The organism is Shouchella rhizosphaerae (assembly GCF_036700015.1).
Taxonomy (GTDB): domain Bacteria; phylum Bacillota; class Bacilli; order Bacillales; family Bacillaceae_D; genus Shouchella; species Shouchella rhizosphaerae.
In genome coordinates this window covers 1,181,709-1,207,530 of sequence record NZ_CP144921.1, presented here as the reverse complement: position 1 = coordinate 1,207,530, position 25,822 = coordinate 1,181,709, and the positions used below count along the sequence as shown (strand labels likewise).

The following is a 25,822-nucleotide window of genomic DNA, read 5'->3' as shown; positions in this document are numbered from 1 at the left end:
AAAAGGTCGCACTCTTTGTGAGTGCGTGGATTGAAATTTGTATAATCCTAAACATTTCCGGCCAGAGGTCACGGTCGCACTCTTTGTGAGTGCGTGGGTTGAAATTCCTTCTGAGGCTGAACAGCTGGCGTCTGCCATGTCGCACTCTTTGTGAGTGCGTGGATATGAATCGCGCTCTTCTCAGCTGCCAAACGTTGGTAGTCGCACTCTTCATGCGTGCACACATGAAGAGAAGAACGCCCGGTTAGACTGAATCATCACCATCTATACAGCAGCCAAAACCCTTATTTTACAGCGTTTTGGCTGTTTTTTTATTTGTTTTGTTGGGCTGCTTGACAAGGTATGGCTATGTTCTGTAAAGTAGTTATCACACTAACTACTTAGAGGTGCTGATATGGAAGAGGCAGTCATTCAGGAGCTGCAAAAGCACGGTTTTTCCAAATATGAGTCAAAAGCGTATATTGGGTTATTAAAGGCGCCAGCGATTACAGGTTATGAATTAAGCAAGCGCTCAGGCGTGCCTCGGTCGATGATTTATGAAGTGCTTGGCAAGTTGCTCGATAAAGGGGCTGTGCATACCGTGCCCGCTGACCCAATTGTCTATAAGCCAGTGGACCCGCGGCAGCTATTGACGAAAATGAGGGAAGATCTTGATGCTTCTTTGACCTCATTAGAGGATTCGTTAACCACTTTAGAAAGCGACCAAAAAATCGATGTGGTGACAAGGATTGTCCAGTATGACCATATCATTAGCGAGATGCGCTCCATGATTCGGGCGGCGAAAAAAGAGTTATGGTTGTCAATTTGGTCGCCAACGGTGGCAAGCATTGAGGACGTGTTAAAGGAAAAAGAAACGGACATTCCGATTTTTACTGTGCTGTTTGGCGATGAGAGCAAGTCATTTGGGCATACGTACCACCATAACTATATGGCACCTAACATTGTCAGTGAACGAATGGGTGGCTCTTTGACCATTGTCATTCGTGATGAAGAAGAAGCGTTAATTGCAAAATTTAGCGATAAGGGTTCAGAATGGGCTGTTAAATCAATGGACCCTGCTTTAGTGCTCATTGCTACAGAATACATTCGCCATGACATTATGGTAGAAGAAGTGACCAACGCATTTGGACCAGAGAAGCTCGATGCTTTATGGAGAAAACGTGAAGATTTGATTCACGTTATGACCGGAAAAAGCAGCTTGTGATAAGCGTAATGCTCAAAGCAAGCTGTTTATTTTGGAGGAATTTTTAGTAGTTAGTAGTATAACTTCTAGGAGATGTACGATGAATGCACATGTGAAATTTAGTTTGGCTATGGCGATTTTCGGTTCAATTGGATTGTTTTCCGTAAAGGCTGGTTTACCATCGTTAGAGCTTGTATTTGTTCGCTGTTTGTGTGCGAGTGTGATGCTAGGCGCAGTACTATTGTTAACGAATAGGAAAGGAAGAGAGGAACAGCCGCCAAGAAGTGAGTACGGAAAGGTTTTATTATGTGGCTTGTTTCTTGTGCTTAATTGGCTCTTCTTTTTCCGTTCATTCGAAGTCATGCCGATTACGGTAGCAGTGTCGATCTATCATCTAGCGCCACTGCTTATCTTACTTTTAGGTTCATTGTTGTTTAAAGAAAAGTTGACTTGGGCAGGCATCGCCTCGATTGTGATTTGTTTTGTCGGTGCATTGCTCGTCGGCAAAGCGTATAGCCACGGCCATGTTTCGGACTTTTTGCAGACAGGTATTGGCTGGGCATTTGCTGCTGCGTTCTTCTATGCATTAACGTCGCTTGCAGGAAAAAGCATCACGGTTTTATCACCAACTAAAACAACACTAATACAAACAATGCTTGGTGCTGTATTATTGGCGCCATTAGTCGATTGGCACTTATTTTCGGGACTTTCCGCCGAGAACTGGCTGTTTATTCTTATAACAGGATTTATCCATACAGGTGTTGTCTTTTATTTTTTCTTTTCCAGTTTAAGAGAATTGCCTGCTTCGACGATTGCTATATTGGTTTTCATCGACCCGATCGTTGCAATTTTGCTAGATGTCGCCGTTCTTCACTATCGCCCCGATATCCTGCAACTTGTAGGGATTTTGCTAATTTTTTTGGCTATGGGGTACCGCCCGAAAAAATACGAACAGAAAAAGGCATGAGCGTTGTCCTGCTGCAAATAAAAGGATGGCTAGTTAATAGTGTTGGAGAGCTAAACATCAGTGTAAGTTTCCGAACGAGTTTTTGAATTAGATGGGGGCGTATGAGGGGGAAGCAGGGTTTGCCAAATGAGTTTACGAGCTGAAAAGAGGGCCTGTGATGGCAGGCCCTGTTTATTAGGAAAGGGAACCGATTAAATAAACCCATTTTCAGCTAAACATTCTAGGTAAAACTGATAGTCAGTGTCGGTCATGTCGCCTTCCTTCATGCCCTCAATCCCGATTCGGGCAACTAAGTACGTAACTAGATGATGGGCAAAGCCATATACCTACGTAAACTGTTTCGGCTTTCGCTGGCCTGTCTTTTACCGATTGGTATGAATGGCCTCCATTTCTTGATCGTAGGCGGTGCGGCAAATGTCGATGACGCCTGGGCTAATGTTGCAAAAGGCTTGAGCGCCTTGTATGACTTTTTTTACACGGGGCTCTGAAATCACTGAAGCAGGGAAGGCAAGAATTTGTGAAATGGTGATCGCCAAGTTTTGTGTCAGCTTCATGCCGTTGCTTGTCGTCATTTCTCCGTCTACGCCTTCCCAAATCGCTAAGGCAATCGAGAAAGCACAGCTGATCGCCCCTAAAAGCGTTTCGCCTAAATCAAGAAGGAGCTCGTAGGCCAGTTTGGCAATGCCTTTGTTTTTAATCTGGTTGCCCAAAGCGAGTCCGTCTTTAAGGTTAAAACCAATTTGAAACAAAGCATAAACATTTCAAACCCAAGTCGTTTTTCGTACGGTTTGTACGCCCAATCAAGGGCGTGTTGCCAGGCGCTCCATCCAAGCAGAAATTGCTTCTCCATGATAGACTCTCTATACTAGACGGTAGAAATGATCAATAGAGAGAGGGAAGCCCATTGGCTACGATAAAGGAGATTGCTGAAAAAGCAGGTGTCTCTATTACGACAGTTTCGCGAGTGCTCAAGCAAGACCCCACTTTATCTGTGACGCAAGAGACGAGGGAAAAGGTGTATGAAACCGCGCAACGGTTAGGCTATACAAAGAAACGATTTAAACATTCGTTAAAGAAAATTGCTTTCTTGTATTGGATTACGGAAAAAGAAGATTTGCAGGACGTTTATTTTCAAACAGTGAAGAAAGGCGTTGAGGAGGAGGCAAACGAACGGCAGCTTAACTTAACAACGTATTCGATCGGTGATGGAATTGAGGCGATCGACCCGCAAACAAAAGGCGTTATTTGCCTTGGGCGCTTTAGCAAGCGTGAGCTAGATTATATCCGTACGTTAACAAACGACGTGGTGTTTATTGATACCTCGCCTGATGAAGACCATTTCGATTCTGTACGGCCCCATCTCCGCAGGATGATTGAACGGATGATTGATTACTACTTGGAAAATGGTCATACAGCGATTGGTTATATTGGCGGCAATGATTTTGATGCCGATTGTGGCGGTTATATTCCCGATCGCAGAGAGCGTGCTTTTAAAGAATATATGGAGAAAAAAGGGCTTTTCGATGAACGGTTTTTGTTTGTTGGCGACCAATATGCTGTAAATGAAGGCTATGCTTTGATGAAACGAGCGATCCACTCCCTTGGCGACCAGTTGCCGACAGCATTTTGTGTAGCAAGCGACTCTCTTGCCGTTGGCTGTTTGCAAGCCTTAAATGAGGAACGGATTGCGTTGCCGGAGCGGGTAAATGTTTTTAGTATAAATGACGCCAGCATTGCCCAATATGTTTCTCCGCCGTTGACAACTTTTCGGATTGATGTAAAGCTTTTGTGCCAAACGGCTATTGACTTGTTATTAGAACGGCTCGTCGATAAAAGGACTTCTCCAAAAACGGTGCTCATGTCATGTAACCCCATCTTTCGAAAAAGTACTGGCTAAAGTGTTTCTCTATCAGCCTGAGTGTAGTAATCGACTTTGTCGACAACCTCTAGAGTCCTAAAGGGCTCTTTTTTTTGTTATTAAGTAAAATATTTTACTAAATATAGATATACAAATAAGTTTACTTTTTTCGTGAATGTTGTTATTTTATAAGAAAGCGGTTACTTTTTTGATTGAGGGGATGACAAATGAAAACGAATTGGCGAATGGTGTTGCTTAGTGGAGCAGTTCTGACCGTTGTCGCTTGTGGACCACAAGAGGACGGCGATGCTGGGGAAAGTGCTAGTGGGACATCTGCTGATAAATTGGTGATTTGGGAAGACGCTGAAAAAGCAATTGGCATTGAAAAGGCTGTTGCTGCTTTTGAAGACATGCATGGAATTGAAATTGAAGTGATTGAAAAAGAGTATGGCGGGCAGTTAGAAGATTTGCGTTTAGATGGCCCTGCTGGTTCTGGGCCGGATGTATTGACGATTCCCCATGACCAAATCGGCACTGCCGTCGTCGAAGGGCTTCTCGCTCCTTTAGAGGTCGATGATGAAGTGACAGGCCGTTTTACGGAAGAGTCGCTGCTTTCGCAAACAGTTGATGGAGAAGTTTATGGATTGCCAAAAGCAGTAGAGACAACGATTCTTTTCTATAACAAAGAACTGGTAGACGAGCCGCCGCAGACGCTTGATGAATGGTATGAGCTATCGAAAGAGAGAGTCGCTGAAGACGAATACGGATTTGTGGCAAAGTGGGATGAAATTTATTATGCCATGAGCGTCATCGGCGGAGGTGGCGGCTATATTTTCCCGCAAAATGAAGATGGGCAGTATGACGTGAACGATATCGGGCTTGCCAATGAAGGGGCGATTGAAGGCGGCACGTACATTCAAACGTTTTTTGAAGAAGGGCTGTTTCCTGCTGGCATTGTTGGTGAGCAAGGGATTAATGTGCTTGACTCCTTGTTTACTGAAGGAAAGGCAGCAGCGGTCATTTCTGGACCTTGGTCGTTTGAGCCGTATGCGCGAGCTGGCATCGATTACGGTGTATTGCCGTTGCCTGCTTTGGCGGATGGCGAGCCGATGAGTTCCTTTTTAGGAGTAAAAAGCTATAATGTCTCTTCTTATTCTCAAAATGCAGAACTGGCACAAGAGTTTGTAGAGTTTTTGACAAATGAAGAGAATTCACTGGACCGTTTTGAACAAACGCGGGAAATACCGCCGCTCACCTCACTAGTGGAACACCCGGCCATTGCTGAAGACGAGCATGCGGCAGCCGTTTCTGAACAAAGCCTTTACGCGACAATGACACCGAACAATCCAGAAATGGCCGAAGTGTGGACGCCAATTGACAATGCGCTAGGATTGATTGCGACAGGACGGACAGATGTACAGGAAGCATTAGAAGAAGCAGTTCAAACAATCGAGTCGCAAATCGAAGCGAACCATAGCCAAAACTAGGAGCGAACGCCTCTATTAAAAGAGAAGGTGAAGCACGTGAAACTTGACGAGCAACATAAGATGAAGCCTGCCACGAACCATGCGCTCGTGGCGGGAATGCTCGCCATTATCCCCGGAATGGGGCAGATGTACAATAAGCAATTTGCAAAAGGAACGCTTTTCTTCCTTTTTGGCGCAGCGTTTCTGTTTGTATTTAAAGACATTTTTAATATGGGGTTTTGGGGATTAGCAACGCTAGGCGTGCAAACGCCAAGAGACAACTCCGTCTTTTTGTTAGCAGAAGGAATTATTGCGGTCATTGTGGCAGCGTTTGGGCTTGCATTTTACTATTTCATGATTAAAGATGCGGCGAAGAACGGAAAACGCCGCGACTTAGGGCTTGAGCTTCATTCGATCCGCCGCCAGTACCATCATTTGCTCGATGCGAGCTTTCCCTATTTGATGAGTTCACCTGCCTTTTTTCTGCTAATCTTTACGGTGATTTTTCCGATTTTGTTCAGTTTGGCGATTGCCTTTACCAATTATGATTTATACCATTCTCCGCCCGCCAACTTGTTCGACTGGGTGGGGTTGAAAAATTTCCGTGATATCTTTTCTGTCCCGATTTGGCGTTCGACCTTTTTGGATGTGCTTGGCTGGACAGTTGTATGGACGCTTGTTGCGACAACGCTCCAATGCGCGTTGGGCATTTTTTTGGCGATTTTATTAAATCAGCGCGATGTACGGGGGAAAGCGTTTTTCCGAACGTTTTTTATTCTCCCTTGGGCGGTGCCGGGGTTTGTAACGATTCTTGTGTTTGCTGGCTTGTTTAATGATTCGTTTGGGGCGATTAACAACCATATTCTCACGTTTTTTGGCGTTGATGGCCTGCCTTGGCTAAATGACCCGTTTTGGAGTCGTGTGGCGTTAATCGTTATGCAAATGTGGCTAGGGTTTCCGTTTGTGTTCATTATGACGACAGGCGTCTTGCAAGCGATTCCTAATGATCTTTATGAAGCGGCGACGATTGATGGGGCCGGCTTTATCCAGAAATTCCGCTTGATTACATTGCCGCTTGTGCTCTATTCGATTGCACCGATTTTAATTACACAGTATACGTTTAATTTTAACAATTTCAACATCATTTATTTGTTTAATGGCGGAGGCCCACCTATGCCAGGCTCAACAGCAGGGGGAACCGATATTCTTGTGTCGTGGATCTACAAACTGACGATGCAGTCATCCCAGTATGCATTGGCCGCGGCGATCACGATGTTGCTGTCAATTTTTGTTATTTCGATTGCCCTTTGGCAATTTAAGCGTACGAACTCCTTTAAAGAGGAGGATATGATGTGATGACGGTTTATACGAAAAGGCGCATTCGCTTATTTGTGACTTATAGCATTTTGGTTAGCGTTGTCCTTGTAATTGCTTATCCCCTTGTGTGGACAATCGGGGCTTCCTTTAATCCTGGCAATAGTTTGATGAGCACGTCCATGATCCCAGAGAATCCAACGCTGGCCCATTATATCCATTTGCTTGGGGAGGGGTCGCATCCTTACGTTCAATGGTACCTCAACTCACTAAAAATTAGCCTCCTTACTATGGGCATAACGCTTGTGCTTGTTAGCTTTTCTGGTTATGCGTTTTCTCGATTTCGTTTCAAGGGAAGAAAAAATGGCTTGATGCTGTTTTTGCTTTTGCAGATGATCCCGCAATTCTCTGCCTTGATCGCGATCTTTGTGCTGGCGCAAATGCTCGGCTTGATTAATAGCCACTGGGCATTAGTGTTGATTTATGCAGGCGGGCAAATTCCGATGAATACGTTTTTGTTAAAAGGCTATCTTGATTCGATTCCCCGTGACTTGGACGAATCGGCACGGATGGACGGCGCAAGCCATTTTCGCATTTATGGGCAAATCATTATGCCCCTTGCGAAGCCGATACTTGCTGTGGTCGCGATCAATTCATTCACAGGCCCACTAGGTGACTTTATTTTAGCAAGCGTCATTGTCCGTTCGCCGGAAATGTATACTCTCCCGATTGGCCTTTATAATTTAGTGTCCAATCCAATGGGAGCCAGCTATACGATGTTTGCGGCAGGGGCGTTGTTGATTTCGATACCTGTTGCGCTCATGTTCTTGTTGTTGCAAAAGCAGTTTGTCTCTGGATTGACACAAGGAGGCGTCAAAGGATAAACGAAGGAGATGATCGGAAGTTGAGCTTGCGTGGCAAATGGCCGTTTGTCGTATTGCTAGTTTGTATCGTTTTATTTGGAGGTGCGGATGTGAAAGCAGCGGTTACAGTTGAACCCATTGCTGGATTGGATGATCGCTTTATTAAAGGAGCCGATATCTCGATGTTGCCAGAAATCGAGGAAAACGGCGGGCGCTATTATGCCGATGGAGAACAAATTGATCCACTCGTGTTGTTAAAGGAAAAGGGTGTAAATGCTGTCCGTATCCGCATTTGGGTAGATCCTTACGATGAAAACGGCAACCCGTATGGCGGCGGGACTGTGGGTGAACAGCGCGCCGTCGATCTGGCAAAGCGTGCCCATAACCATGGTTTTCAACTGCTGCTTGATTTTCACTACAGTGATTTTTGGACAGACCCAGGGAAGCAGTTTAAGCCAAAAAGCTGGGAACATTACAGTTTTGAGGAATTAAAGAGCGCTATTTATCACCATACATCCAATGTGCTTGGCCAGTTAAAGGATGCAGGGATCATTCCGGAAATGGTCCAAGTTGGCAATGAAATCAATGCCGGAATGCTATGGCCTGACGGCAAAAGCTGGGGAGAAGGCGGCGGTGAATTTGATAGGCTCGCCGCGTTGTTGAAAGCAGGGCTTACTGCCGTGAAAGACTGCGACCCGGGCATTCGCACGATGCTTCATTTAGCAGAAGGCGGAGATATCGATATGGCTCAATGGTGGCTCGATGAGATCGTGAAGCGGGACGTTGATTTTGATGTCGTTGGGTTGTCTTACTACCCTTACTGGGATGGGGATTTCAGTAAGCTCAAACAAGTAATGGAGCTTGTTACTAACGATTATGGCAAAGGCGTCAATGTCGTCGAAACAGCATATGGCTTTACGACAGACAATGGCGATAACTTAGATAATATTTTTTCAAGTGAATACGCACAGCTAGTCGGTTATCCAGCATCACCGCAAGGTCAAGCGTCTTACTTGCGCGATTTAATGGAGACGATCCATGCGGTTGGTGGAGAAGGGTTCTACTATTGGGAACCACTTTGGATTCCAGTGTCTGGCGCCTCTTGGGCGAACGAAGCCGGAATGCGCTATATCCAAACAGAAGGGGAAGTTGGCAATGCTTGGGACAATCAAGCGATGTTTGATTTTAATGGAGAAGCATTGCCTTCATTAGATGTGTTCCATTTAGTAAACCAACTGAAATGACAAGAAGAGAGGAGTAGGAGAATGAAATATCCACCAGTACACCCAACAGTGGAAGGGATGATGCATGGCGGCGATTATAATCCGGACCAATGGCTGCACATGCCAGAAATCATTGAGGAAGATTTCCGTTTAATGCCCCTCGCTCATTGCAACACGTTTTCGATTAATATTTTCGGCTGGAGCGCGATTGAGCCAGAGGAAGGAGTCTATACGTTTGCATGGTTAGATGACATTATGGACCGTCTTGCCGAAAAAGGTTACCATGCGATCCTGGCTACGCCAAGTGGAGCGAGGCCGGCATGGCTGTCGAAAGCCTATCCGGAAGTGCTCCGTGTCGAAGCGGACAGACGGCGGAATTTGCATGGACAGCGTCACAATCACTGTTTGACTTCCCCTGTGTACCGTCAGAAAGTCAAGCAAATAAACCGCAAATTAGCAGAGCGCTACAAAGGCCATCCGGCTTTGAAAATGTGGCATATTTCGAATGAGTATGGCGGCGCTTGCCATTGTGACTATTGCCAAGACGCATTTCGCGCCTGGCTAAAGCGCCGTTACGACAATCGTTTGGATAAGCTAAACGCAGCTTGGTGGACTGGTTTTTGGAGCCATACGTATACAGACTGGGAACAAATCGAGTCGCCTGCCCCCCATGGGGAATCGATGATCCATGGCCATAATTTAGACTGGAAGCGATTTGTTACTGACCAGACGATTGATTTTTATCGAAATGAAATTGAGCCGCTCCGTGAGTTGACGCCTGAAATCAAGATCACAACGAATTTTATGGGCAATTACCCCCATATGCGGCCATTTCTTGGGCTGAATTACCGAAAATTTGCTGATGAATTAGATGTGATTAGCTGGGACAGTTATCCGGGCTGGCACGGAGAAAAGCAATCGACCGAAGCACTTGCCTCAGATGTCGCCTTTGTCCATGATATCTACCGCTCTTTAAAAGGCGGGCAGCCGTTTTTGTTAATGGAAAGCACGCCAAGCCTTGTTAACTGGCATGATGTGAACCGCGCCAAGAAGCCAGGCATGCATGAGTTATCATCATTGCAGGCCGTTGCCCACGGGGCAGATGCGATTCTCTACTTTCAATGGCGCAAAAGCAGAGGCTCTTCTGAAAAATTTCATGGCGCCGTCGTAGACCATGTCGGCCATGAACATACACGCGTTTTTCAAGAAGTCGCTCAACTGGGGCGAACGCTCGAACAGTTGGCTCCCGTTGCAGGTTCGACCGTAGAAGCAGATGTCGCAATCATTTATGACTGGGAAAACCAGTGGGCGATTGATGATGCCCAAGCAACGAACAATATTGATAAAGGCTATGCGTCCCAAGTTCAGAGCCATTATCGAAGCTTTTGGAAACACGGTGTTCCAGTCGATGTCGTCTCAATGAACGATGACATTTCCACTTACAAAATTGTCGTTGCCCCGATGCTTTACATGCTCAAACCGGGAGTGGCTGAGCAAATCGAAGCATATGTCAAAAACGGCGGTACGTTTATTGCTACGTACTGGAGCGGCATTGTAGATGAAACCGATCTATGTTTCCTTGGCGGTTTTCCTGGCCCATTAAAGCCCGTGCTTGGCGTTTGGGCTGAAGAAATTGACAGTTTGTACAAACATGAAACCGTACCGTTCACGTGGAATGGCGATACGTACGAGGCTCATTCATTTATTGAACGAATCCATCTAAAAGGCGCTGAAACAATCGCTGCCTTTCAAGGCGGCAGCTCGCCAACACCGGCTGTCACGAAAAACCGACTAGGTAAGGGAACGGCTTATTATATGGCGTCGGCTAACGAACAACGCTTCTATGATGCTTTTTACGAGCTGCTCATTAACGAACACGGGCTTGCCTCTCCTATCGCAGCTTCTATTCCGACAGGGGTCAGTGTGCAAACAAGGACGAACGGCGAATATGCGTATACGTTTTTCATGAACTTTAGCGAATACGAAAAGCGTCTTACACTAAATGGAGAAAAGAAGACGATCCACGGGGAAACGATCAATCAAGTCACGCTCCGTCCATATGGGTGGGAAGTGGTGGTCGAAGCCATCTAATTGTTAACAAGGTGGACACCCATTCGCGGCTTTTGAGCGTAATACGGCGTGTACTACACCAGAGTACAAAGAACCGCTTGACATGATGCTTTCAGAACGTGTGGCTCATTTCAAGTAAACCGGAAAAACATACATTCAGGATCGGTAGCCCTCCACGGCTGCCGGTTTTTTTTCCTTTTGTATACAAATAGGCAATTACGGTTTGGGTCTGAAATCTAAATTGGGACATTGATTATTTAATGTTGGGAAATATCCAATTAACTTACATTATCGGAAAACATCGTCTATACTAGTAGTATTATATATTGGTAGAGGTGATACAATGTCAATAATGACTGCTGAAAAAGCTGGGGCGAAAATTGTTGAGTGGTATAGTTGTGTAATTGCTAAGTCTCATGATCAAGCTATTTTGCTTAAAGAAGAAGTCAAGCAACTCCTAAGTGAGATGAAAGACAATGATAAGATATTGGCCTACTATTCTTTAGTTGAATTTAGGCATGACATGCTGATAAATAGATACAACAAAAATGAATTACAGGCTGATTTTCAGAATATTGAACATATAGCTAAAATTGACAACATACTAAAGTACCTCTATTACTTTGTTAGTGGTCAAAGCGAGTATGTCAATGAACGCTATAGATCAGCTATTAAGCTTTTTAACAAAGCTCAGCGCTTGTTAGAGTATGTGAACGATGAGGCTGAAGAAGCTGAGTTTTATCAATATAGCGGACTTGTTTATTACAGATTAAACCAATACCTTGTAGCTGCTTCTCATATTGAACATGCAAAGGTTATCTTTGATCGTCTTGAATATACTGAGCCATCATTAAATTGCCAAATTGTACTGGCGGGTATTTACCAAGAGTTGCATAACCCTAAAAAAGCAGAGGACATCTTACTAGATGGCTTGGAAAAGGCCACGGACAATGACGTAATGCTTGGGTTAATCAATCGATCCTTAGGGCTAAATAAACTTGGCATTAAAGATTACAACCAAGCAGAAGTTTATTTTAGACAAGCTTTATCTTTTAAGGTGCACAGGATGCAGCGGTTGGAGCTAAAACAACATACAATCTTAGTAACGTTCTTTTCAACCAAGGCAAACATGAAGAGGCAATGAAGCAGTTTAAAGCGGCTCATGCAGGCGCTAAATACTACAAAAATCATGAATACATGGCAAGATGTCTGGCAACAGAAGGATTGCATATCAAAAAAGATTACAGTTTAGTTGATACAGCAATCGATGACCTCAACAAATTAGGCTTGGACTTTAAAGTGGCTGAGGTGGCGGAAGAAGCAGCTAATTTTGCAGAAAAAGAAGGAAATGACAAATTGACATTGAAATATTTAAAGACAGCTTACAAAGCCCGGCTATTCCAAAATACGTTAGGAGATGACCAACAATGAAAAAGTTTCTAGCACTTAGCGTACTGGTTCTAACTCTTTTAGCAGGAGTAAATAGCTTTGCAACAGGAGAATTTGAGCCGAATGATAAAGTAGAAATTAGTTAAGAAACCTGCCTTTAGTAGCAGGTCTTTTTTTAATTTCAAAATATCGTAGTGTTATTTTTCTCTTATGTTAGTAATACAGGAAGTATAAGTGATGTTGTGGAGAAACTGGAACGGAAGAGTTTTAATCATGGTACAATCCAGAGGAACAGTAACACACAAAAAAATAGGTGGGTTTCGGTAAGGTAGGATACATTGCAATAGCGGTAGGAATCATCTTATTGATAAAGGGATCTGAAACTACAAAAATGATTTGGAACAAGCTTTATTTCTATGATTGTTTAAGTATTCTCTTAATCATTTCAGAAAATGTATGTATTCGTAATAAGCTCACCGTGTAGAGATACAGTTATATATAAATTTAATGTAGATTCGTTCTGTCCATCTTTCCTACTTAACTAGATACATGTTGTGAACGAAACTTAGAAATGTCCTCACTCGTATATATAAACCACTGTTTTGCCAGGCACAAATTCTGGTTCGCAATAGACTGAAATGGGGGGATCGGTTTGAATTTTAAGGTCGAAGAGGCGATCGAGATACTTGAGCGTACGCCGGACACACTTGCTCATTATCTAGCGGGTTTGTCAGAAGGGTGGCTGCACTGCGATGAAGGGGAAGGTACATGGAATGCTGTAGAAGTAGTAGAGCATCTTATTGAGGCGGAAAAGCATAATTGGCTGCCAAGATTAGCTTTTATTATTCGTGAAGGCGAAAGCAAGCCGTTTCCTGAGTTTGATCGTTTTTCTCACTTGCATCATGAAGGCAAACGTCCAGCAGCGCAAGCGTTGGCCGATTTTAAAAACGTGCGGCTCAACAATGTGAACACATTGAAAACATGGATTGCCGACGGTTTCGATTATGAAAGGGCAGGTTTTCATCCTGCATTTGGCCGCGTCAAAACAAGGGAATTGCTGTCGACGTGGGTCGTCCATGATTTTACGCATATTGCCCAAATAGCGCGCGTAATGGCGGAACGATATAGGGATGATGTAGGGCCTTGGCAGGCGTATTTAGGTATTTTAAATAGAAAGTAGCAAGCAGCGTTGTGCTGCTTGCTCAACCTTCAAATAAACCGCTCGCCGTTGCTGTTACTACACAAAGTCAGATTGGCCGTTTTTTAGGAAATCGATCAAAACGGCTTGGTACTGCCTAACTGAATCTGTATACACCATTTCATTGTCGCCATGCCAGTCATAGCCAACGGGCCCGAATTCAACGGCATTTCCGCCGTACTTTGTAAAAAATTGCCCATCGTTGGAGCCGTGTTGCCCGTAAAGTGTCGCCTTTTCCAATTGTGTTTGTGCCACTAACGAATCCGCGAGCGCTTGGACAAATGGATTGTCTGCTTTTGTTTTGACAGGGCTATTGCAAATATGTGTGCGTACGACGCCGTCCGTGATTCCTTTAATTTGCCGCAAAATCTCGCTAGGCGATTGGTCTGGCAAATAGCGGATGTCCAGTGACATATCGCATTGGTCAGGTACTTTGTTGTAGACGGTGCCTCCCTGTAACTTTGCAAGGTTAATAGACGGTTCTTTGAACATGGGAGGCGCTACCTCTTGGGCGAACGGCAATTCAAGAATGGCTTCATAGAGTGCATGTGCTTTTAATATGGCGTTATTGCCTTCCCAAGGACGGCTGCCGTGCGCAGGTTCTCCCTTGATGTGAATATCAACCTGCAAGACGCCCTTTGACTGAATGGCGATTCCCATGTTTGTGGGTTCGCCGCAGATGATGAAATCGCCTCGGTGCCCTTGTTCTACTAAATAGTTGGTACCGTAAAGGCCTCCTGTTTCTTCATCAGGGACGATTTGAAGTTGGACGCGCCAAGGGAGAGGCACGCCGTTTAACTCTGCCATTGTTTCCATCATCGCGGCTAAACCGGCTTTCATATCCGCCGAGCCGCGTCCATATATTTTTCCTTCCTTTGTGTATGGTGTAAACTGGGATCGGCTGCCTTCAATCACGTCAATATGGCCATTGAGCACAATGGTGTTGCTCCCACTTCCAATGCTAGAGACAAGCATAGAATAACCGTTGTTAACAAGCCGTTCGACTGGCAGCCCTTTGTCGTTCAGCCACTCTTCGCAAAAAGCCATCGCTTTGTTGACTCCGGCTTTGGTTGAACTATCTATGCGAATTAAATCCTTTAGCAACGGGATTGGGTCCCCCATGTTTTTCCTCCTAACTTCGCAAATAGTATGATACTCGATCACCGACTTGGATGCAGTTCAGAAAATGTCTTCTCAATTGGGACAACGATGTCATGGCGAGCAAGTTCAAGATTGGGCCGTGTTGTCAGCCACTCCTCTTTGACAGCCTTCCCTGCTGTAAGGGCAATAATGGCGGATGGAACATCAGCACCAGCGTGGTGAGAAAACGCATAACCTCCGCCAAATCGAGGGTTGATGTCAATGACATAGTAATCATCGCCATTGAAAAACACATCGGCATTCATATAGCCAGCGTGACCTAAATGCTCGCCCATTTTGCGGGCAATCTCGACCAACTCAGGTTGATGGACGGTTATGCACCGGTCTACATCGCCGCCTCTCATTTGCAGTTGTTTGCGAATAAACGACGCGCAGAAACGACCTTCTAAGTCATTGAATATGTCCAGGCTGTATTTATCGCCTTCGATAATTTCCTCAATTAAAATGTTATTCTCTGCTTCTTTCGCGGTCGCATCGTCTAATGGCGACTCTTTCACCGTATTGACGGCGTGTTGGTATGCATGTTCAATGTCTTCGATTTTATGTGCCGTTTCCACTCCGATTGAAGCAGAGCCGTTGCGGGGCTTGATCATTAGTGGAAACGCTATCTGATCGTTAGCAAGGGCAGCTTTCACGGTTGCGATCGAGCAATATGATTTTGGTGCTTTCACACCAATAGGGCTCAACAATTGACGGTAGTTGCCTTTATCGCGGACGCTGTCTACGACTGATTGGTCAGGGGCAAAAACAGCGACTCCCTGTTCTTGAAGTTCCTTTTTGTGTGCAGCTATTTTTGGCACTTCCCAATCATTTAATGGCACAAGACAATCAACGTTGTGTTTTTGGCAAATGGTAAGAATTGCTTCTATATAATGCTCGTCCGTTTGGTGGGGAATCACATAGTTTTCGTCTCCTGCTTGTAAAGAAGGAGCGTTGTAATCTGGATCGGCAACAATTACTTTCCCTTCTATGTTTGCTTTCTTTAAAGCCTCGTGAAAGAAGCCCACAAAATCAATTCGTCTAGCACCTGATGTCAATAATATATTCATGGCGATTGCCTCCTTCTTGAACGTTTGAAAGTTTTATACCCCGGATTTCATATTTAAATCATATTGATATCAACTCGTTCTTTGATCATGGGATTCGTCGTGACTTTGGGACTTTGTTATTGCAAATAAATGGATTGTTGGTGATTCAATCATTTTTATGTATTCAGCGAAAAAGGAAGTTTGCATGAAGGATGCTCGCCAAGGTTTAAAGAGGGGCCATTTGTGTTAATCTTGACCTTGGACGTTACTCCAATGTTATCGTTGTACTAGAGGGAAGGGTGGTTCGTATGCAAATCAAAGATTTTGCGGACAAATATCAAATGCAAGCTGATACAATTCGTTATTATGAGAAACAGAACTTACTAAAACCAAAGAGACGAGAAAATGGGTATCGGGAATACGATGAAGAATGTGAAAAACAACTACAGCTTATTGTTGTATTAAAGCAACTAGGATTTACGATAAAAGAGATTCAACAATTGCTGATATTAAAGGGTAAAGCAATATCGGCGGAATGTAACCTTTCAACCACATCGTTATTAGAACAAAAAGTAAGCGACGTTGAGGAAAAAATTCAGTTTTACCAACACGCATTAAAAGTATTACAAACAATTAAAGAACTAATAGAGGGAGAGAAATATGCAGAAAATAAAGCGATCATTGAAGAATTGATCGTCGCGTTCTTTGAAAGCATGCAAAAAAGGGGGATATCATGACTGTTCATCAAATCGTCCGTCTTGAAAACGGAATGGCCTTTGCCCTTTGTTTTTATATTTATATACAGCTAGGCTTTCCCATTTGGTTGTTTTTTGTCCTTCTTCTCGTTCCTGATATGACCATGATTGGTTATGCGCTGAATGAAAAAATAGGGGCAATCGTTTACAATGTCGGCCACAGTTTTACTCTCCCGCTACTGTTCACACTCTTTTCGTTCTATTTTTCAAACGATTATCTACTACTTATCTCTATCATCTGGATTGCTCATATATTTATGGATAGACTATTTGGCTTTGGATTAAAGTATCAAGAGTCGTTTAAAAACACTCACATACAAAGACTGTGAACTACCCACCACTTATCACCCTTGCAGGTCGCTTGAAGTGGGGGCTTCTTGGGTAATCGCCCCTTTTGGTAGCTGACGAAATGGACCAAGCGAACCCTCTTGTTCCAAGAGTTGATTTATTCATTAGGCAGTGGCTAATAAGCGAATTCCTTCTTTTTTGATATTGACTGCTGAATTGTAGTCTCGATCAAGGCTTCGATGTTCTTACCATGCCGTATGAAAAGCTTTTCGGCAATCACCCAACCGATAGTCATCTCCCCCTTACCGCCCAACTACGCCCTTCATACGCTTGAAGAGGGAGAATTCTTTCGGAAATATGTTAAATGGAGACAAATTGTGAATGGAGTGCTTCAGGAATGGCCAAAAGCTTGCTTCTCTGACGAAAATTACGTTGACTTTTTCGAATTATTCATGTATGGTTTATGAGTAATCAAGTCAAAATAACTGGAGGATTGTTAAAAATATGTATTTCATAAGATTGCGTTTTCTCGTTTTGAACAAGTAATTTTATATGTTCAAAGCTCTGCTTGCTCGCAGAGTAAACGGGAGCAGTCTGCCCATTTTTAATAATTCTTCATGGAACAAATATGCAATAGTGAAATGTGAAGAAAGGGGACTCGTTCTGCCTTTCTTTTTTGTGTGCCTAAACGTTCGTTTTAGGCGTATTTTGGCAAACGTTTGTTTGTGAAATGCGCTTCGGGCGTATTCTTGTTCTCGTTTACTTTAAGCCGCAGACGCTTTCGTCTGCGGCTTTTTTTGTGCAGGTAGGGCTAAAAAAATGAAAAAGGGGCGAGTAGCCATGACGAAAAAAATGAACAAGTATAATGGGAAAAAACTTAGCCGTGGAGAACCTCCCAATTTTAGCGGCCAGCATTTTATGCACAATAAACGGCTGCTAAAGGAAATTGTTGATAAAGCTGACGTCTCTGTTCGTGATACGGTATTAGAGTTGGGGGCAGGAAAAGGCGCGTTGACGACGATTTTAAGCGAACGCGCGGACCGGGTTCTAGCCGTCGAGTTTGACCAAAAGTGTGTTGAAGCGCTGCAATGGAAACTAGTTGGGTCAAAAAACGTGTCCATTCTTCATCAAGATATCATGAAGGTGACGTTGCCAACGGAACCGTTTGTTGTTGTTTCCAACATCCCTTATGCGATTACAACGGCGATCATGAAAATGCTGTTAAACAATCCAAAAAACAAACTACAACGGGGGGCAATTGTAATGGAGAAAGGAGCGGCAAAGCGGTTTACAAGCGTTTCGCCGAAAGACGCTTATGTGATGGCTTGGCACATGTGGTTTGACATCCATTACGAAAGGGGAATTTCCAGAAGTGCATTTTCGCCGCCGCCGAAAGTCGATTCTGCCCTTGTCCGCATTGTCCGCAAACAGCACCCGCTTTTTCCTTATAAGGAGGCGAAAGCGATGCATGGCTTTTTATCGTACGCACTAAACAACCCTAAAGCCCCTCTTGATCAGGTATTACGCGGAATTTTCACCGCCCCTCAAGCAAAAAAAGTGCGGCAAGCAATCGGCGTCAAACCTGAGACGCCAGTAGCCATGCTTCATGCTAGGCAGTGGGCGATTGTTTGTGACGCGATGGTTCGGCATGTTCCAAAAATGTATTGGCCAAGGAGAAAAAAGTAGGAGAGCATGTAAAAACGAATGAAAAATTTGTGAGGACATATAGACGCTGACCACGGGGATTTGCTACAATAAGATCAATAAACGGGCACGGAACAGGGTAAAAGCACGAAAAGAGAGGCGGCCACCTCTCTTTTCCATTCGCTTATGAGTTGCTGCTGTTCCGTTGTCCGCCTTTTTGACCAATCTCTTGGTAGAATTCTTTGTCATGGTTTTGGCTAGTCGTTTGTCCACCTTTTTTGCCAATTTCTTGGTAGAATTCTTTATCGTGGTTGTTGCTAGTAGCTTCTCCGCCTTTTTCGCCAATTTCTTGGTAGAATTCTTTATCGTGGTTGCGGCTAGTGGCTTCTCCGCCTTTTTCGCCAATTTCTTGATAGAATTCTTTGTCGTGGTTGCGGCTAGTAGCTTCTCCGCCTTTTTCGCCAATTTCTTGATAGAATTCTTTGTCATGGTTGCGGCTTGTAGTTTCTCCGCCTTTTCTTCCTGCTTCCTCATAGCTCATTTTTCCGTTGTTTCCATTATTGTTGCGGTTATTGTTTTGTGCCATTTTTAATTCCTCCTTTAAGTAGTGTGGTATTTGTATACCTCAAAGAAATCAATTAAAACCCCCTTGATTTCATTTTGCTCTAATCATCCTAGGTAAATATCTTTTGTTTCTATTTGTGTATATTTTTGGATTTTACGTAAGTCTGTAGGTTTAAATATCGGCCAGAAGAATGATGGGATCCTCCATAGCGTGGCTGTTTTGATAGCAATACAAATTGCTTCTGTAAACATGTTTCATTAGGAAGGAAATCGCTTCTTGTTTCGCGAAAGGGTAATCGCTAAGACACTATGTAAAGAGGGTGGCCGTGTTTTGGTGTGTTTTCCATGTGGAAGACAAAAAACGGATGAAAAAATAACGAAAGTGAGTGTGTGAACAAATGGCTAAAATGCTCATTTTGACAGGGGACGCCGTAGAGGCGCTTGAAGTGTTTTATCCGTATTACCGTTTTCTTGAAGAAGGATTTGAGGTTGATATCGCCTCTCCTGCTGTGAAAAAGCTCTATACGGTAAACCATGATTTCGTTGAAGGGTACGAGACATTTGTAGAGAAGCCGTCTTATCAATTAGACAGCCACATTGCCTTTGAAAATGTGCGGCCTGATGAATATGCGGGTTTAATCATTCCTGGGGGACGGGCGCCAGAGTACATTCGTATCCACGAGCACACGGCAGCAATTGTCAATCATTTTCTTGATAATAATAAGCCAGTAGGAGCTATTTGTCACGCTGTACAAGTGCTAGCAGCAGTTGCAGGCGACCGCCTTAAAGGCAGAGCCCTGACAGCGTATACCGCTTGTGAGCCAGACGTGAAAGCACTAGGCGCCGAGTTCCGCAAAGAAACTGTTTATGTCGACGGCAACCTCGTCTCTGGCCACGCCTGGGATGATCTGCCACAGTTTATGCGCGAGTTTCTTAAGCTGACGCGGTAAAGTCATCGCGTTAACAGTTTGAGGCCATCTCTGTGCGGAGATAGCCTCATCCCTTTCCTATTTAAGCATGAAGACTTGTTTTAGACCGAAGCTTTTTCCAGTGCGAAAACCGCCATTTTCGCTTTGATCACTTGTTTGATTTGTTCATTGCAAGGAATTAAATGGTTACGCAATGAGTCTGTCAAATCGGCTTTTGCAAATTGGTGTTTGGCTGTGCGCGTCCAAGCGATTAGCAATTCAGTGCCGACGTTAATCTTTACAATCCCTCTCGTTACACATTTTTGGATATCTTCATCCTTGACGCCTGTGCCGCCATGGAGAACTAAAGGGCGTGCATGGTTGTTGGCGATCGTCTCTAGCAAATCAAACTGCAAATTGGCTTTTGATTTGTATTGGCCGTGTGTTGTCCCAATAGACAAAGCGAGTGCATCGACAGTCACGTGTTGTAAGAACTGGCTGACCTCTTCTGGTTGAGTGAAGCTTACTTGCGTAGAATCGATCATGACTCCGTCTTCGGCGCCGCCGATTATGCCGAGTTCCGCTTCGACGGAGACGTTGCGAGGGTGGGCATAGGCACTAACTTCTAATGTTTTTTCAATATTTTCTGCTATCGGGAGCGTTGAACCGTCGAACATCACAGATGAATAGCCTGCATCGACTGCCTGTTTGATTTTCGCAAAATCTGTTGCATGGTCAAGATGCAATGTAACCGGTACAGGAAGTTGCTCAGCAAGGGTTTTGACAACGGCGACAAATACGTCATAGCCTACATAATCGGCTGTGCCCGCTGTTGTTTGGATAATGATCGGCAAGTTTGTTTCCTTTGCTGCATGGAGCATAGCTGGAACCATTTCTAGACAATGGGCATTAAAGGCGCCGACAGCAATGCCTCGTTCTTTCGCGTAAGCAAGCGTTTCTTTTAAATTCGCATACATGATATTTCCACTCCTTTATTAATTAAACCATTCCAACACATACCCAAGCAAAATGCCAATCGTAATGACATCGGAGTCACTAAACGTGACATTTTCAAGGCCGAATGACCCGAGAACAGGGATTAATAGAGCTGGAAGCAATGTGATAAACAGACCGTGGACAATTCCGCCAATCGCTGCACCGCGGAAACCACCTATTGCATTGCCAAATATGCCAGCTGTGCCGCCGGCGAAAAAGTTGGTCAGCATTCCTGGCAAAATCATTGCTAGGCCAATGACCGGGAAGAACAGCATGCCGATGACCGTGCCAATGGTCGTGAAAATAAAGCCGACGATCACCGCATTCGGCGCATATGGGAATAACACAGGGCAGTCCAGCGCTGGAACAGAATTAGGTACAACGCGCTGGGCAATCCCTTTAAAAGCTGGAACAATTTCGCCAAGGAAGAGGCGGACGCCAGCGAGAAGTACGTAAACGCCGACAACAAATTGGATTGCTTGCATAAACGCGAAGACTAAATAGTGCATCCCGCCGGTATACGTTTCCATAAAGGCTGGTCCTGCAAAAACGGTTGGAATGAGGTAAATCGGAATCATGACAACCATCATCGATAGATATGTGTCTTGCAGAAATTCCAAGCTTTTTGGCAAGTTGATGTCTTCCGTGGACTTTTCTTTGTTGCCGACAAGTTTTGCCGTGCCTGCCTGGACAAGGTAGCCGAGTGTACAATAGTGACCTAATGCGATGTCATTTGAGCCTGTAATTTTGCGTACAAACGGTTGGGCGATCGCTGGCATAAGCACTGCCATTGAGCCAGCAATAACACCGCCGAGTATAATCAGCGTCAGGCCGCGGAGACCGCCCATGTAGCCGACGACGGAGCAAACAGTCGCCATCCACAATGAACCTTGCCCGGTTAAAAAGATGTATTTTATTGGCGTGAAGCGGGCAATTAAAAGGTTGACAGCAAACGCTAGGACCATAATCAAAGCCGTTTCTCGGCCAAGTGTTTGCTGGGCGATGCCGGCAATAGCGCCTACATCGGTGACAATGCCTCTCATCGCAAACGCTTCTTGGAAGACGTCGCCTAAAAACTGCAAAGTGCCTACAATAATTTGTGTACCTGCCAAAAGGACAAGAAAACCGAGCATTGTTTTCATTGTGCCTGAAACGATTTGGCCAATTGATTTTTTGAGGGCGATGAGGCCAATACAAGCAATGAGTGAGACTAGAATGGGTGCTTGTGATAAGATATCGTTTACTAAAAAATGCAAAATCTCCATTGGGGCGCCTCCCTTTTCATGATTGTCTCGTTATAGGGCTTGTTTTGCTTTTAGGACGGGAACAAGCTTTTCTTCAATTTCTTTTTGATCGACAAGCCGTTTTAAATAGAGAATTTCTGCTTCAATTTGGTAGTGTTTTAATTGCGATTCAAAATTTTGACCAGTAATTAAAATGTCTGCCCGTTGACTGCTTGCGGAAGAGATATCGCAGTGGTTCAGTTTTGCCTCAACTCCTAGTTTTTCGAGCACGGATTCCACCGCCATCTCACAGGCAAAACTGCTTCCAAGCCCTGCCCCGCACACCATTAAAATCGATAGTTTCTTTGCCATAATTATCCCTCCAATTGGATCAGTTGGTTTTCTTTAAAAGCCAATTGCAGAAGCTCTTTCGCCAAAGTAGGCGCTTGTTCAATTGCTGTAAGGGGAATGGCTTTGACGCGCCCTTCCTTTAACGCCACAAGCATCGCCTTTTCACCGTTAAGCAACGCATCGACCGCACATTGGCCCATCTGCTTGGCCATCAGGCAGTCATAGCTTGTCGGGTCACCTGCCCGTTGTGTGTAGCCAAGTATTGAGAGGCGCACTCGCTTTCCTGTTGATTCCTCAAGCGCTCGGGCAAGTGCAAACGACACGCCCTGGTCGCCAGCAGAAAAACGCTTGTTCAAATAGATGCCTTCAGATACGACAATAATGACGCTCTTTCCTCGTGCTGAGCGGGCATTTACTTCTGTAATGAACTTGTCTATATTGAGCTCATATTCAGGAAGGAGCACGATATCTGCGCTGGCAGCAACAGCAGCAGCAAGTGGAAGTTGGCCGCAGCGCCCACCAAAGGTTTCGACCATAAAAATCCGGCCTGGCAAGTTGGCTGCTGTTTGGCGGAGCCGGTGGAGCGACTCGGCAATCGCATTGACTGCTGTGTCATGGCCAATCGTGTATTCACTTCCGCCAATGTCGTTGTCGATCGTCATTGGCACAACGGCAACTGGCAAGCCTGCGCTTAACGATCTTGCCCCTTGTGCCGAGCCGTTGCCACCGCACACAATCAGGGCGTCGATGCAGTCTTGCTTTAATTTTTCGAGGACACGCTTTTGTCCCGCCTCATGGAGCATATGTGTGCTGCGGCCAGAAAAACATAACAACTCTCCCTGTTGCACAGCCTCCCTCGCTGTTGTTGGTGATATGGCGATAGGGTCCTGCTCAATGATCCCGTCAAATCCGCCATGATAGAAATAAAGGTTAACATCCGGCGTTTGGGCAATTGCCGCAATGGCACCATTTAGCCCTGGCGCATCGCCGCCGCTTGTAATTAAAGCAATGTTACGGACCGTCGACATAGGCTTTCTCCCCTTCTTCGTTGAGAACGATTCTGGTTAACGATTGCTTGGAGGTGGCGGCTTTTATTGCGTCTAGTCGCTGTTCGTCATTAATTAATTTCACAATTGAACGAAACGCTTTTAAGTGTGAAAAACTGTCAGAAGCGGCCAAGCAAATCACAAGAAATACCGGGTCGTTATCTGGATTGCCGAATGGTATCGGCTCTGCTAGCTGGATAAAACTAACACTTAGCTCATTTACGCCGTCTTCTGGCCGGGCATGGGCGATCGCAACCCCTGGAGCAAGGACAATATAAGGCCCGTATTCATGCACAGAGGCGATCATCGCTTCTGCGTAATTTTTTGTAATGGCGCCGCTTCTTTCTAAAGGTTTAGCGGCCGCATAAATGGCTTCTTGCCAATTGGCGGCGCGAACGTTTAGTTCAATATGGTCTTCGCTCATTAGCTCGGCTAACAATGGCTGGATCACTCCTTCGTAGACTGGCAACTGATGTTTTTTAAATAGAGACGCTAATTCTTCCATAAACGGTTTAAGCATGAACGATTTGCTGTTTGCTTTTGCAATTTCCACAATCGAACGGAAGAAGTCTTCATTCGTTGCTCCGTGCTTCTGCCGTTGCCTTTGTTTTGATTTCGCGATTTGCGCAATCGTTGTTTGGATTAAGGCTGTGTCCTCATCCTTGAAAAACGGGGACACTTGCAAGCAAGGCACACCTTTGATGGAAAGGGGCAATGTCGTTAAGACAAAGTCGACTTGCAATTTTTGGATGACATCGACTTCATAACGGGATAATGTGCCTAATACTTCAATGGAAGAAAAGCGCGCGTACAAGCTTTCTTCGATTAAACGGGCATTTGTAATGCCATGACCGCAAATAATGACCGTCCGGTACACAAGCGTTTGCCGTTTCAGTCGTTCAGAGGCGACGCAAGTATGCATCGTTAAATAGGCAATTTCATCGATTGGAATCGTTAGTTGCAGCGTTCGTTCCAATTCATTTCCTGCCATGCGGCATGCCGCAAATAAATCAGGGTATTGTTTGACAATGACGTCGGCAATCGGGTTTTCAATCGGCAGCTCGTTTTTAAGTCGTCTTGCCATTGTTTGGATATGGGCATAAATACTTGAAAAATATTCTTGGTCGTTTACAAATGGTAGTCCTGTCTGCTTTGTGATGGAGTGCACAAAGTCCATAACAGCGACTTGGATTTGCCCCCAATTTCCTTCCATTTTGAATAAGAATTGCTCTTCCTTAGCAGTCGAAAGAAATAGCGATAATACGTAAATTTCGGTGTTCAGCTCTGTTACCGGTTTTTGAAAATCAAATGTTTGGGCAAGGGCAAATGCTTGTTTGTCCAGCTGTTCTGGGACCATTACCTTCTCTGTCAATAAGTAGCCCATTTTGATGCGCTTAAGCGCTAGCAATGCATACAAGCCAATTTCTAAATGGGTTTCGTACGTAAAACGGCCATTCTTTTGCTGTTCGATTGTCCGAATCCATGCCAAAGTCTGTTCCAACGCAGTGGCTTCCACCAATTTACAGCAATAATCTTCAAAGAATGTGGCTGCTTCGCTTTGTTTCAACATGTCCAAGCCTCTATTACGGCAGGCCCGTTTCAAAAACCGGAAAAGCCAGCGCCGCTTCGCGAACTCTGAGCCGACGACGGCAAATCCTTCTTTAGGCAAACTGTCTATTCGCAAGTTGTCAGCAAGAAGCTCCGTCCGCAGCCGCTGAATGTCTTTGTCTACTGTGCTTTTACTCACTAGCAAGTGCTCGCAAATCGAAGGGACAGTCACTTTCTCCTCGGCGTAAAAGAAAGCGAATACGAGAAAAGCTTCGCGGTCGGCAGCATCGGGAAAATGGAGTGTGTCAGAACCAAGAAGCTTGTGGAGCACCTCTTGATCGCAGTCATAATAAACGCCTTTTTTCCGATTGCGCTTAAGCGGCGGCTGCTGATGATCCCTTAAATAATCATCGATTTCCTCCAGGGCATAACGGATTGTTCGCGCAGAGACTTGGAATGTTTCGGAAAGCGATTTAACGGGCACGTAGCCCTTATGCCTGACAATTTCTTGGAAGATTTCTGCATGTTTGCGTTTCATTCGCCACCCTCCTTTGGCTTAATCATATGTTACCGCTTTCACGATTTGAAGCTTAAAGTTCTTCCATTTTAAGCGGAAAAGAAGTAGGCGGCTAAGGCGGTTAGAGAAGGAAATGTAGGTGTTTTTTGTATGAATCTGAGAGTGTGATGATCAGTTTGTTAAAAGGAGAAGGGGAAATTTACGTATTTATTAAAGAAGAAAAAGCGAAAGGGTTTAAGCTTATGAAAAAACGGCCTCCCCG

24 protein-coding genes and 1 CRISPR repeat array (1 of these 25 running past the window's edge) are annotated in these 25,822 nt (G+C 44.7%); of the genes, 15 read left to right on the top strand and 9 right to left on the bottom strand.

Going from position 1 to position 25,822, the window contains the following annotated elements; genetic code table 11:
- Positions 1 to 170: direct repeats of the CRISPR family, unit length 32 nt; unit sequence GTCGCACTCTTTGTGAGTGCGTGGATTGAAAT (it extends 526 nt beyond the left edge of the window).
- A gap of 224 nt (positions 171 to 394) precedes the next feature.
- The gene (locus tag V5G21_RS06240) at positions 395 to 1,204 is read left to right on the top strand and encodes a TrmB family transcriptional regulator (RefSeq protein WP_338465374.1); all 810 of its coding nucleotides are present in this window, start codon (positions 395 to 397) and stop codon (positions 1,202 to 1,204) included.
- 79 nt (positions 1,205 to 1,283) lie between these two features.
- Entirely contained in the window at positions 1,284 to 2,150 is an 867-nt protein-coding gene (locus V5G21_RS06235) for a DMT family transporter (protein ID WP_338465373.1), read from the top strand.
- 362 nt (positions 2,151 to 2,512) lie between these two features.
- Here V5G21_RS06235 and V5G21_RS06230 read toward each other — a convergent pair whose 3' ends face one another.
- Entirely contained in the window at positions 2,513 to 2,860 is a 348-nt protein-coding gene (locus tag V5G21_RS06230; RefSeq protein WP_338465372.1) for a hypothetical protein, read from the bottom strand.
- Positions 2,861 to 3,054: 194 nt separating this feature from the next.
- Between V5G21_RS06230 and V5G21_RS06225 the strand changes: the two genes are divergently transcribed.
- The 9 genes from V5G21_RS06225 (at position 3,055) to V5G21_RS06185 (ending at position 13,513) form a co-directional block, all read left to right on the top strand.
- Positions 3,055 to 4,047, top strand: a complete 993-nt coding sequence (locus V5G21_RS06225) for a LacI family DNA-binding transcriptional regulator (protein WP_011248359.1) — start codon at positions 3,055 to 3,057, stop codon at positions 4,045 to 4,047.
- Positions 4,048 to 4,235: 188 nt separating this feature from the next.
- The gene (locus V5G21_RS06220) at positions 4,236 to 5,495 is read left to right on the top strand and encodes an extracellular solute-binding protein (RefSeq protein WP_011248358.1); all 1,260 of its coding nucleotides are present in this window, start codon (positions 4,236 to 4,238) and stop codon (positions 5,493 to 5,495) included.
- Positions 5,496 to 5,555: 60 nt separating this feature from the next.
- Entirely contained in the window at positions 5,556 to 6,830 is a 1,275-nt protein-coding gene (locus tag V5G21_RS06215) for a carbohydrate ABC transporter permease (protein WP_050749063.1), read from the top strand.
- Complete coding sequence (locus V5G21_RS06210; protein WP_035203351.1) at positions 6,830 to 7,672, top strand: sugar ABC transporter permease; 843 nt, start codon at positions 6,830 to 6,832, stop codon at positions 7,670 to 7,672. The genes V5G21_RS06215 and V5G21_RS06210 overlap by 1 nt, the downstream gene beginning before the upstream one ends.
- Before the next feature lie 20 nt (positions 7,673 to 7,692).
- A complete protein-coding gene (locus tag V5G21_RS06205; protein ID WP_011248355.1) occupies positions 7,693 to 8,895 on the top strand; it encodes a glycoside hydrolase family 53 protein in 1,203 nt (400 codons plus the stop codon).
- A gap of 21 nt (positions 8,896 to 8,916) precedes the next feature.
- Entirely contained in the window at positions 8,917 to 10,965 is a 2,049-nt protein-coding gene (locus V5G21_RS06200) for a beta-galactosidase (RefSeq protein WP_212929674.1), read from the top strand.
- A gap of 322 nt (positions 10,966 to 11,287) precedes the next feature.
- Entirely contained in the window at positions 11,288 to 12,088 is an 801-nt protein-coding gene (locus V5G21_RS06195) for a transcriptional regulator (protein WP_011248353.1), read from the top strand.
- Positions 12,085 to 12,375 (top strand): hypothetical protein, encoded by a 291-nt coding sequence (locus V5G21_RS06190; protein ID WP_011248352.1) that lies wholly within the window; start codon positions 12,085 to 12,087, stop codon positions 12,373 to 12,375. The genes V5G21_RS06195 and V5G21_RS06190 overlap by 4 nt, the downstream gene beginning before the upstream one ends.
- 610 nt (positions 12,376 to 12,985) lie before the next feature.
- Positions 12,986 to 13,513 carry a DinB family protein gene (locus V5G21_RS06185; protein WP_011248351.1) on the top strand — a complete coding sequence of 176 codons (528 nt, stop codon included), beginning with the start codon at positions 12,986 to 12,988 and terminating at the stop codon, positions 13,511 to 13,513.
- Between the two features lie 57 nt (positions 13,514 to 13,570).
- Here the strand turns inward: V5G21_RS06185 and V5G21_RS06180 are convergent, their stop codons facing one another.
- Together V5G21_RS06180 and V5G21_RS06175 are read right to left on the bottom strand one after the other, a co-directional pair.
- Positions 13,571 to 14,653, bottom strand: coding sequence for a M20 family metallopeptidase (locus tag V5G21_RS06180; RefSeq protein ID WP_011248350.1), 1,083 nt, complete (start codon positions 14,651 to 14,653; stop codon positions 13,571 to 13,573).
- Between the two features lie 38 nt (positions 14,654 to 14,691).
- The gene (locus V5G21_RS06175; RefSeq protein ID WP_011248349.1) at positions 14,692 to 15,741 is read right to left on the bottom strand and encodes an ATP-grasp domain-containing protein; all 1,050 of its coding nucleotides are present in this window, start codon (positions 15,739 to 15,741) and stop codon (positions 14,692 to 14,694) included.
- 287 nt (positions 15,742 to 16,028) lie between these two features.
- On the opposite strand from V5G21_RS06175, the gene V5G21_RS06170 reads away from it, so the two are divergent.
- The 3 genes from V5G21_RS06170 (at position 16,029) to erm (ending at position 18,449) form a co-directional block, all read left to right on the top strand.
- Entirely contained in the window at positions 16,029 to 16,457 is a 429-nt protein-coding gene (locus tag V5G21_RS06170; RefSeq protein ID WP_011248348.1) for a MerR family transcriptional regulator, read from the top strand.
- Positions 16,454 to 16,804, top strand: a complete 351-nt coding sequence (locus V5G21_RS06165) for a DUF4260 domain-containing protein (RefSeq protein WP_011248347.1) — start codon at positions 16,454 to 16,456, stop codon at positions 16,802 to 16,804. The genes V5G21_RS06170 and V5G21_RS06165 overlap by 4 nt, the downstream gene beginning before the upstream one ends.
- A gap of 799 nt (positions 16,805 to 17,603) precedes the next feature.
- Positions 17,604 to 18,449, top strand: coding sequence for a 23S ribosomal RNA methyltransferase Erm (gene erm / locus V5G21_RS06160; protein WP_011248346.1), 846 nt, complete (start codon positions 17,604 to 17,606; stop codon positions 18,447 to 18,449).
- Positions 18,450 to 18,591: 142 nt separating this feature from the next.
- Here erm and gsiB read toward each other — a convergent pair whose 3' ends face one another.
- The gene (gene gsiB, locus V5G21_RS06155; RefSeq protein ID WP_011248345.1) at positions 18,592 to 18,993 is read right to left on the bottom strand and encodes a glucose starvation-inducible protein GsiB; all 402 of its coding nucleotides are present in this window, start codon (positions 18,991 to 18,993) and stop codon (positions 18,592 to 18,594) included.
- 376 nt (positions 18,994 to 19,369) lie between these two features.
- Here gsiB and V5G21_RS06150 point away from each other — a divergent pair, with 376 nt between their 5' ends.
- Positions 19,370 to 19,921, top strand: coding sequence for a DJ-1/PfpI family protein (locus tag V5G21_RS06150; protein WP_011248344.1), 552 nt, complete (start codon positions 19,370 to 19,372; stop codon positions 19,919 to 19,921).
- Positions 19,922 to 20,001: 80 nt separating this feature from the next.
- Here V5G21_RS06150 and V5G21_RS06145 read toward each other — a convergent pair whose 3' ends face one another.
- The 5 genes from V5G21_RS06145 to V5G21_RS06125 are packed head-to-tail and all read right to left on the bottom strand — an operon-like array spanning position 20,002 to position 25,581.
- Positions 20,002 to 20,856 carry a class II fructose-bisphosphate aldolase gene (locus tag V5G21_RS06145; protein WP_011248343.1) on the bottom strand — a complete coding sequence of 285 codons (855 nt, stop codon included), beginning with the start codon at positions 20,854 to 20,856 and terminating at the stop codon, positions 20,002 to 20,004.
- Positions 20,857 to 20,874: 18 nt separating this feature from the next.
- Positions 20,875 to 22,140 carry a PTS sugar transporter subunit IIC gene (locus V5G21_RS06140; RefSeq protein ID WP_011248342.1) on the bottom strand — a complete coding sequence of 422 codons (1,266 nt, stop codon included), beginning with the start codon at positions 22,138 to 22,140 and terminating at the stop codon, positions 20,875 to 20,877.
- A gap of 30 nt (positions 22,141 to 22,170) precedes the next feature.
- Positions 22,171 to 22,470, bottom strand: coding sequence for a PTS sugar transporter subunit IIB (locus V5G21_RS06135; protein WP_011248341.1), 300 nt, complete (start codon positions 22,468 to 22,470; stop codon positions 22,171 to 22,173).
- Positions 22,471 to 22,472: 2 nt separating this feature from the next.
- Positions 22,473 to 23,477 (bottom strand): 6-phosphofructokinase, encoded by a 1,005-nt coding sequence (locus tag V5G21_RS06130; RefSeq protein ID WP_011248340.1) that lies wholly within the window; start codon positions 23,475 to 23,477, stop codon positions 22,473 to 22,475.
- Positions 23,461 to 25,581, bottom strand: a complete 2,121-nt coding sequence (locus tag V5G21_RS06125; protein ID WP_011248339.1) for a BglG family transcription antiterminator — start codon at positions 25,579 to 25,581, stop codon at positions 23,461 to 23,463. Before V5G21_RS06125 ends, V5G21_RS06130 begins: the two co-directional genes overlap by 17 nt.
- Positions 25,582 to 25,822: the final 241 nt, after the last annotated feature.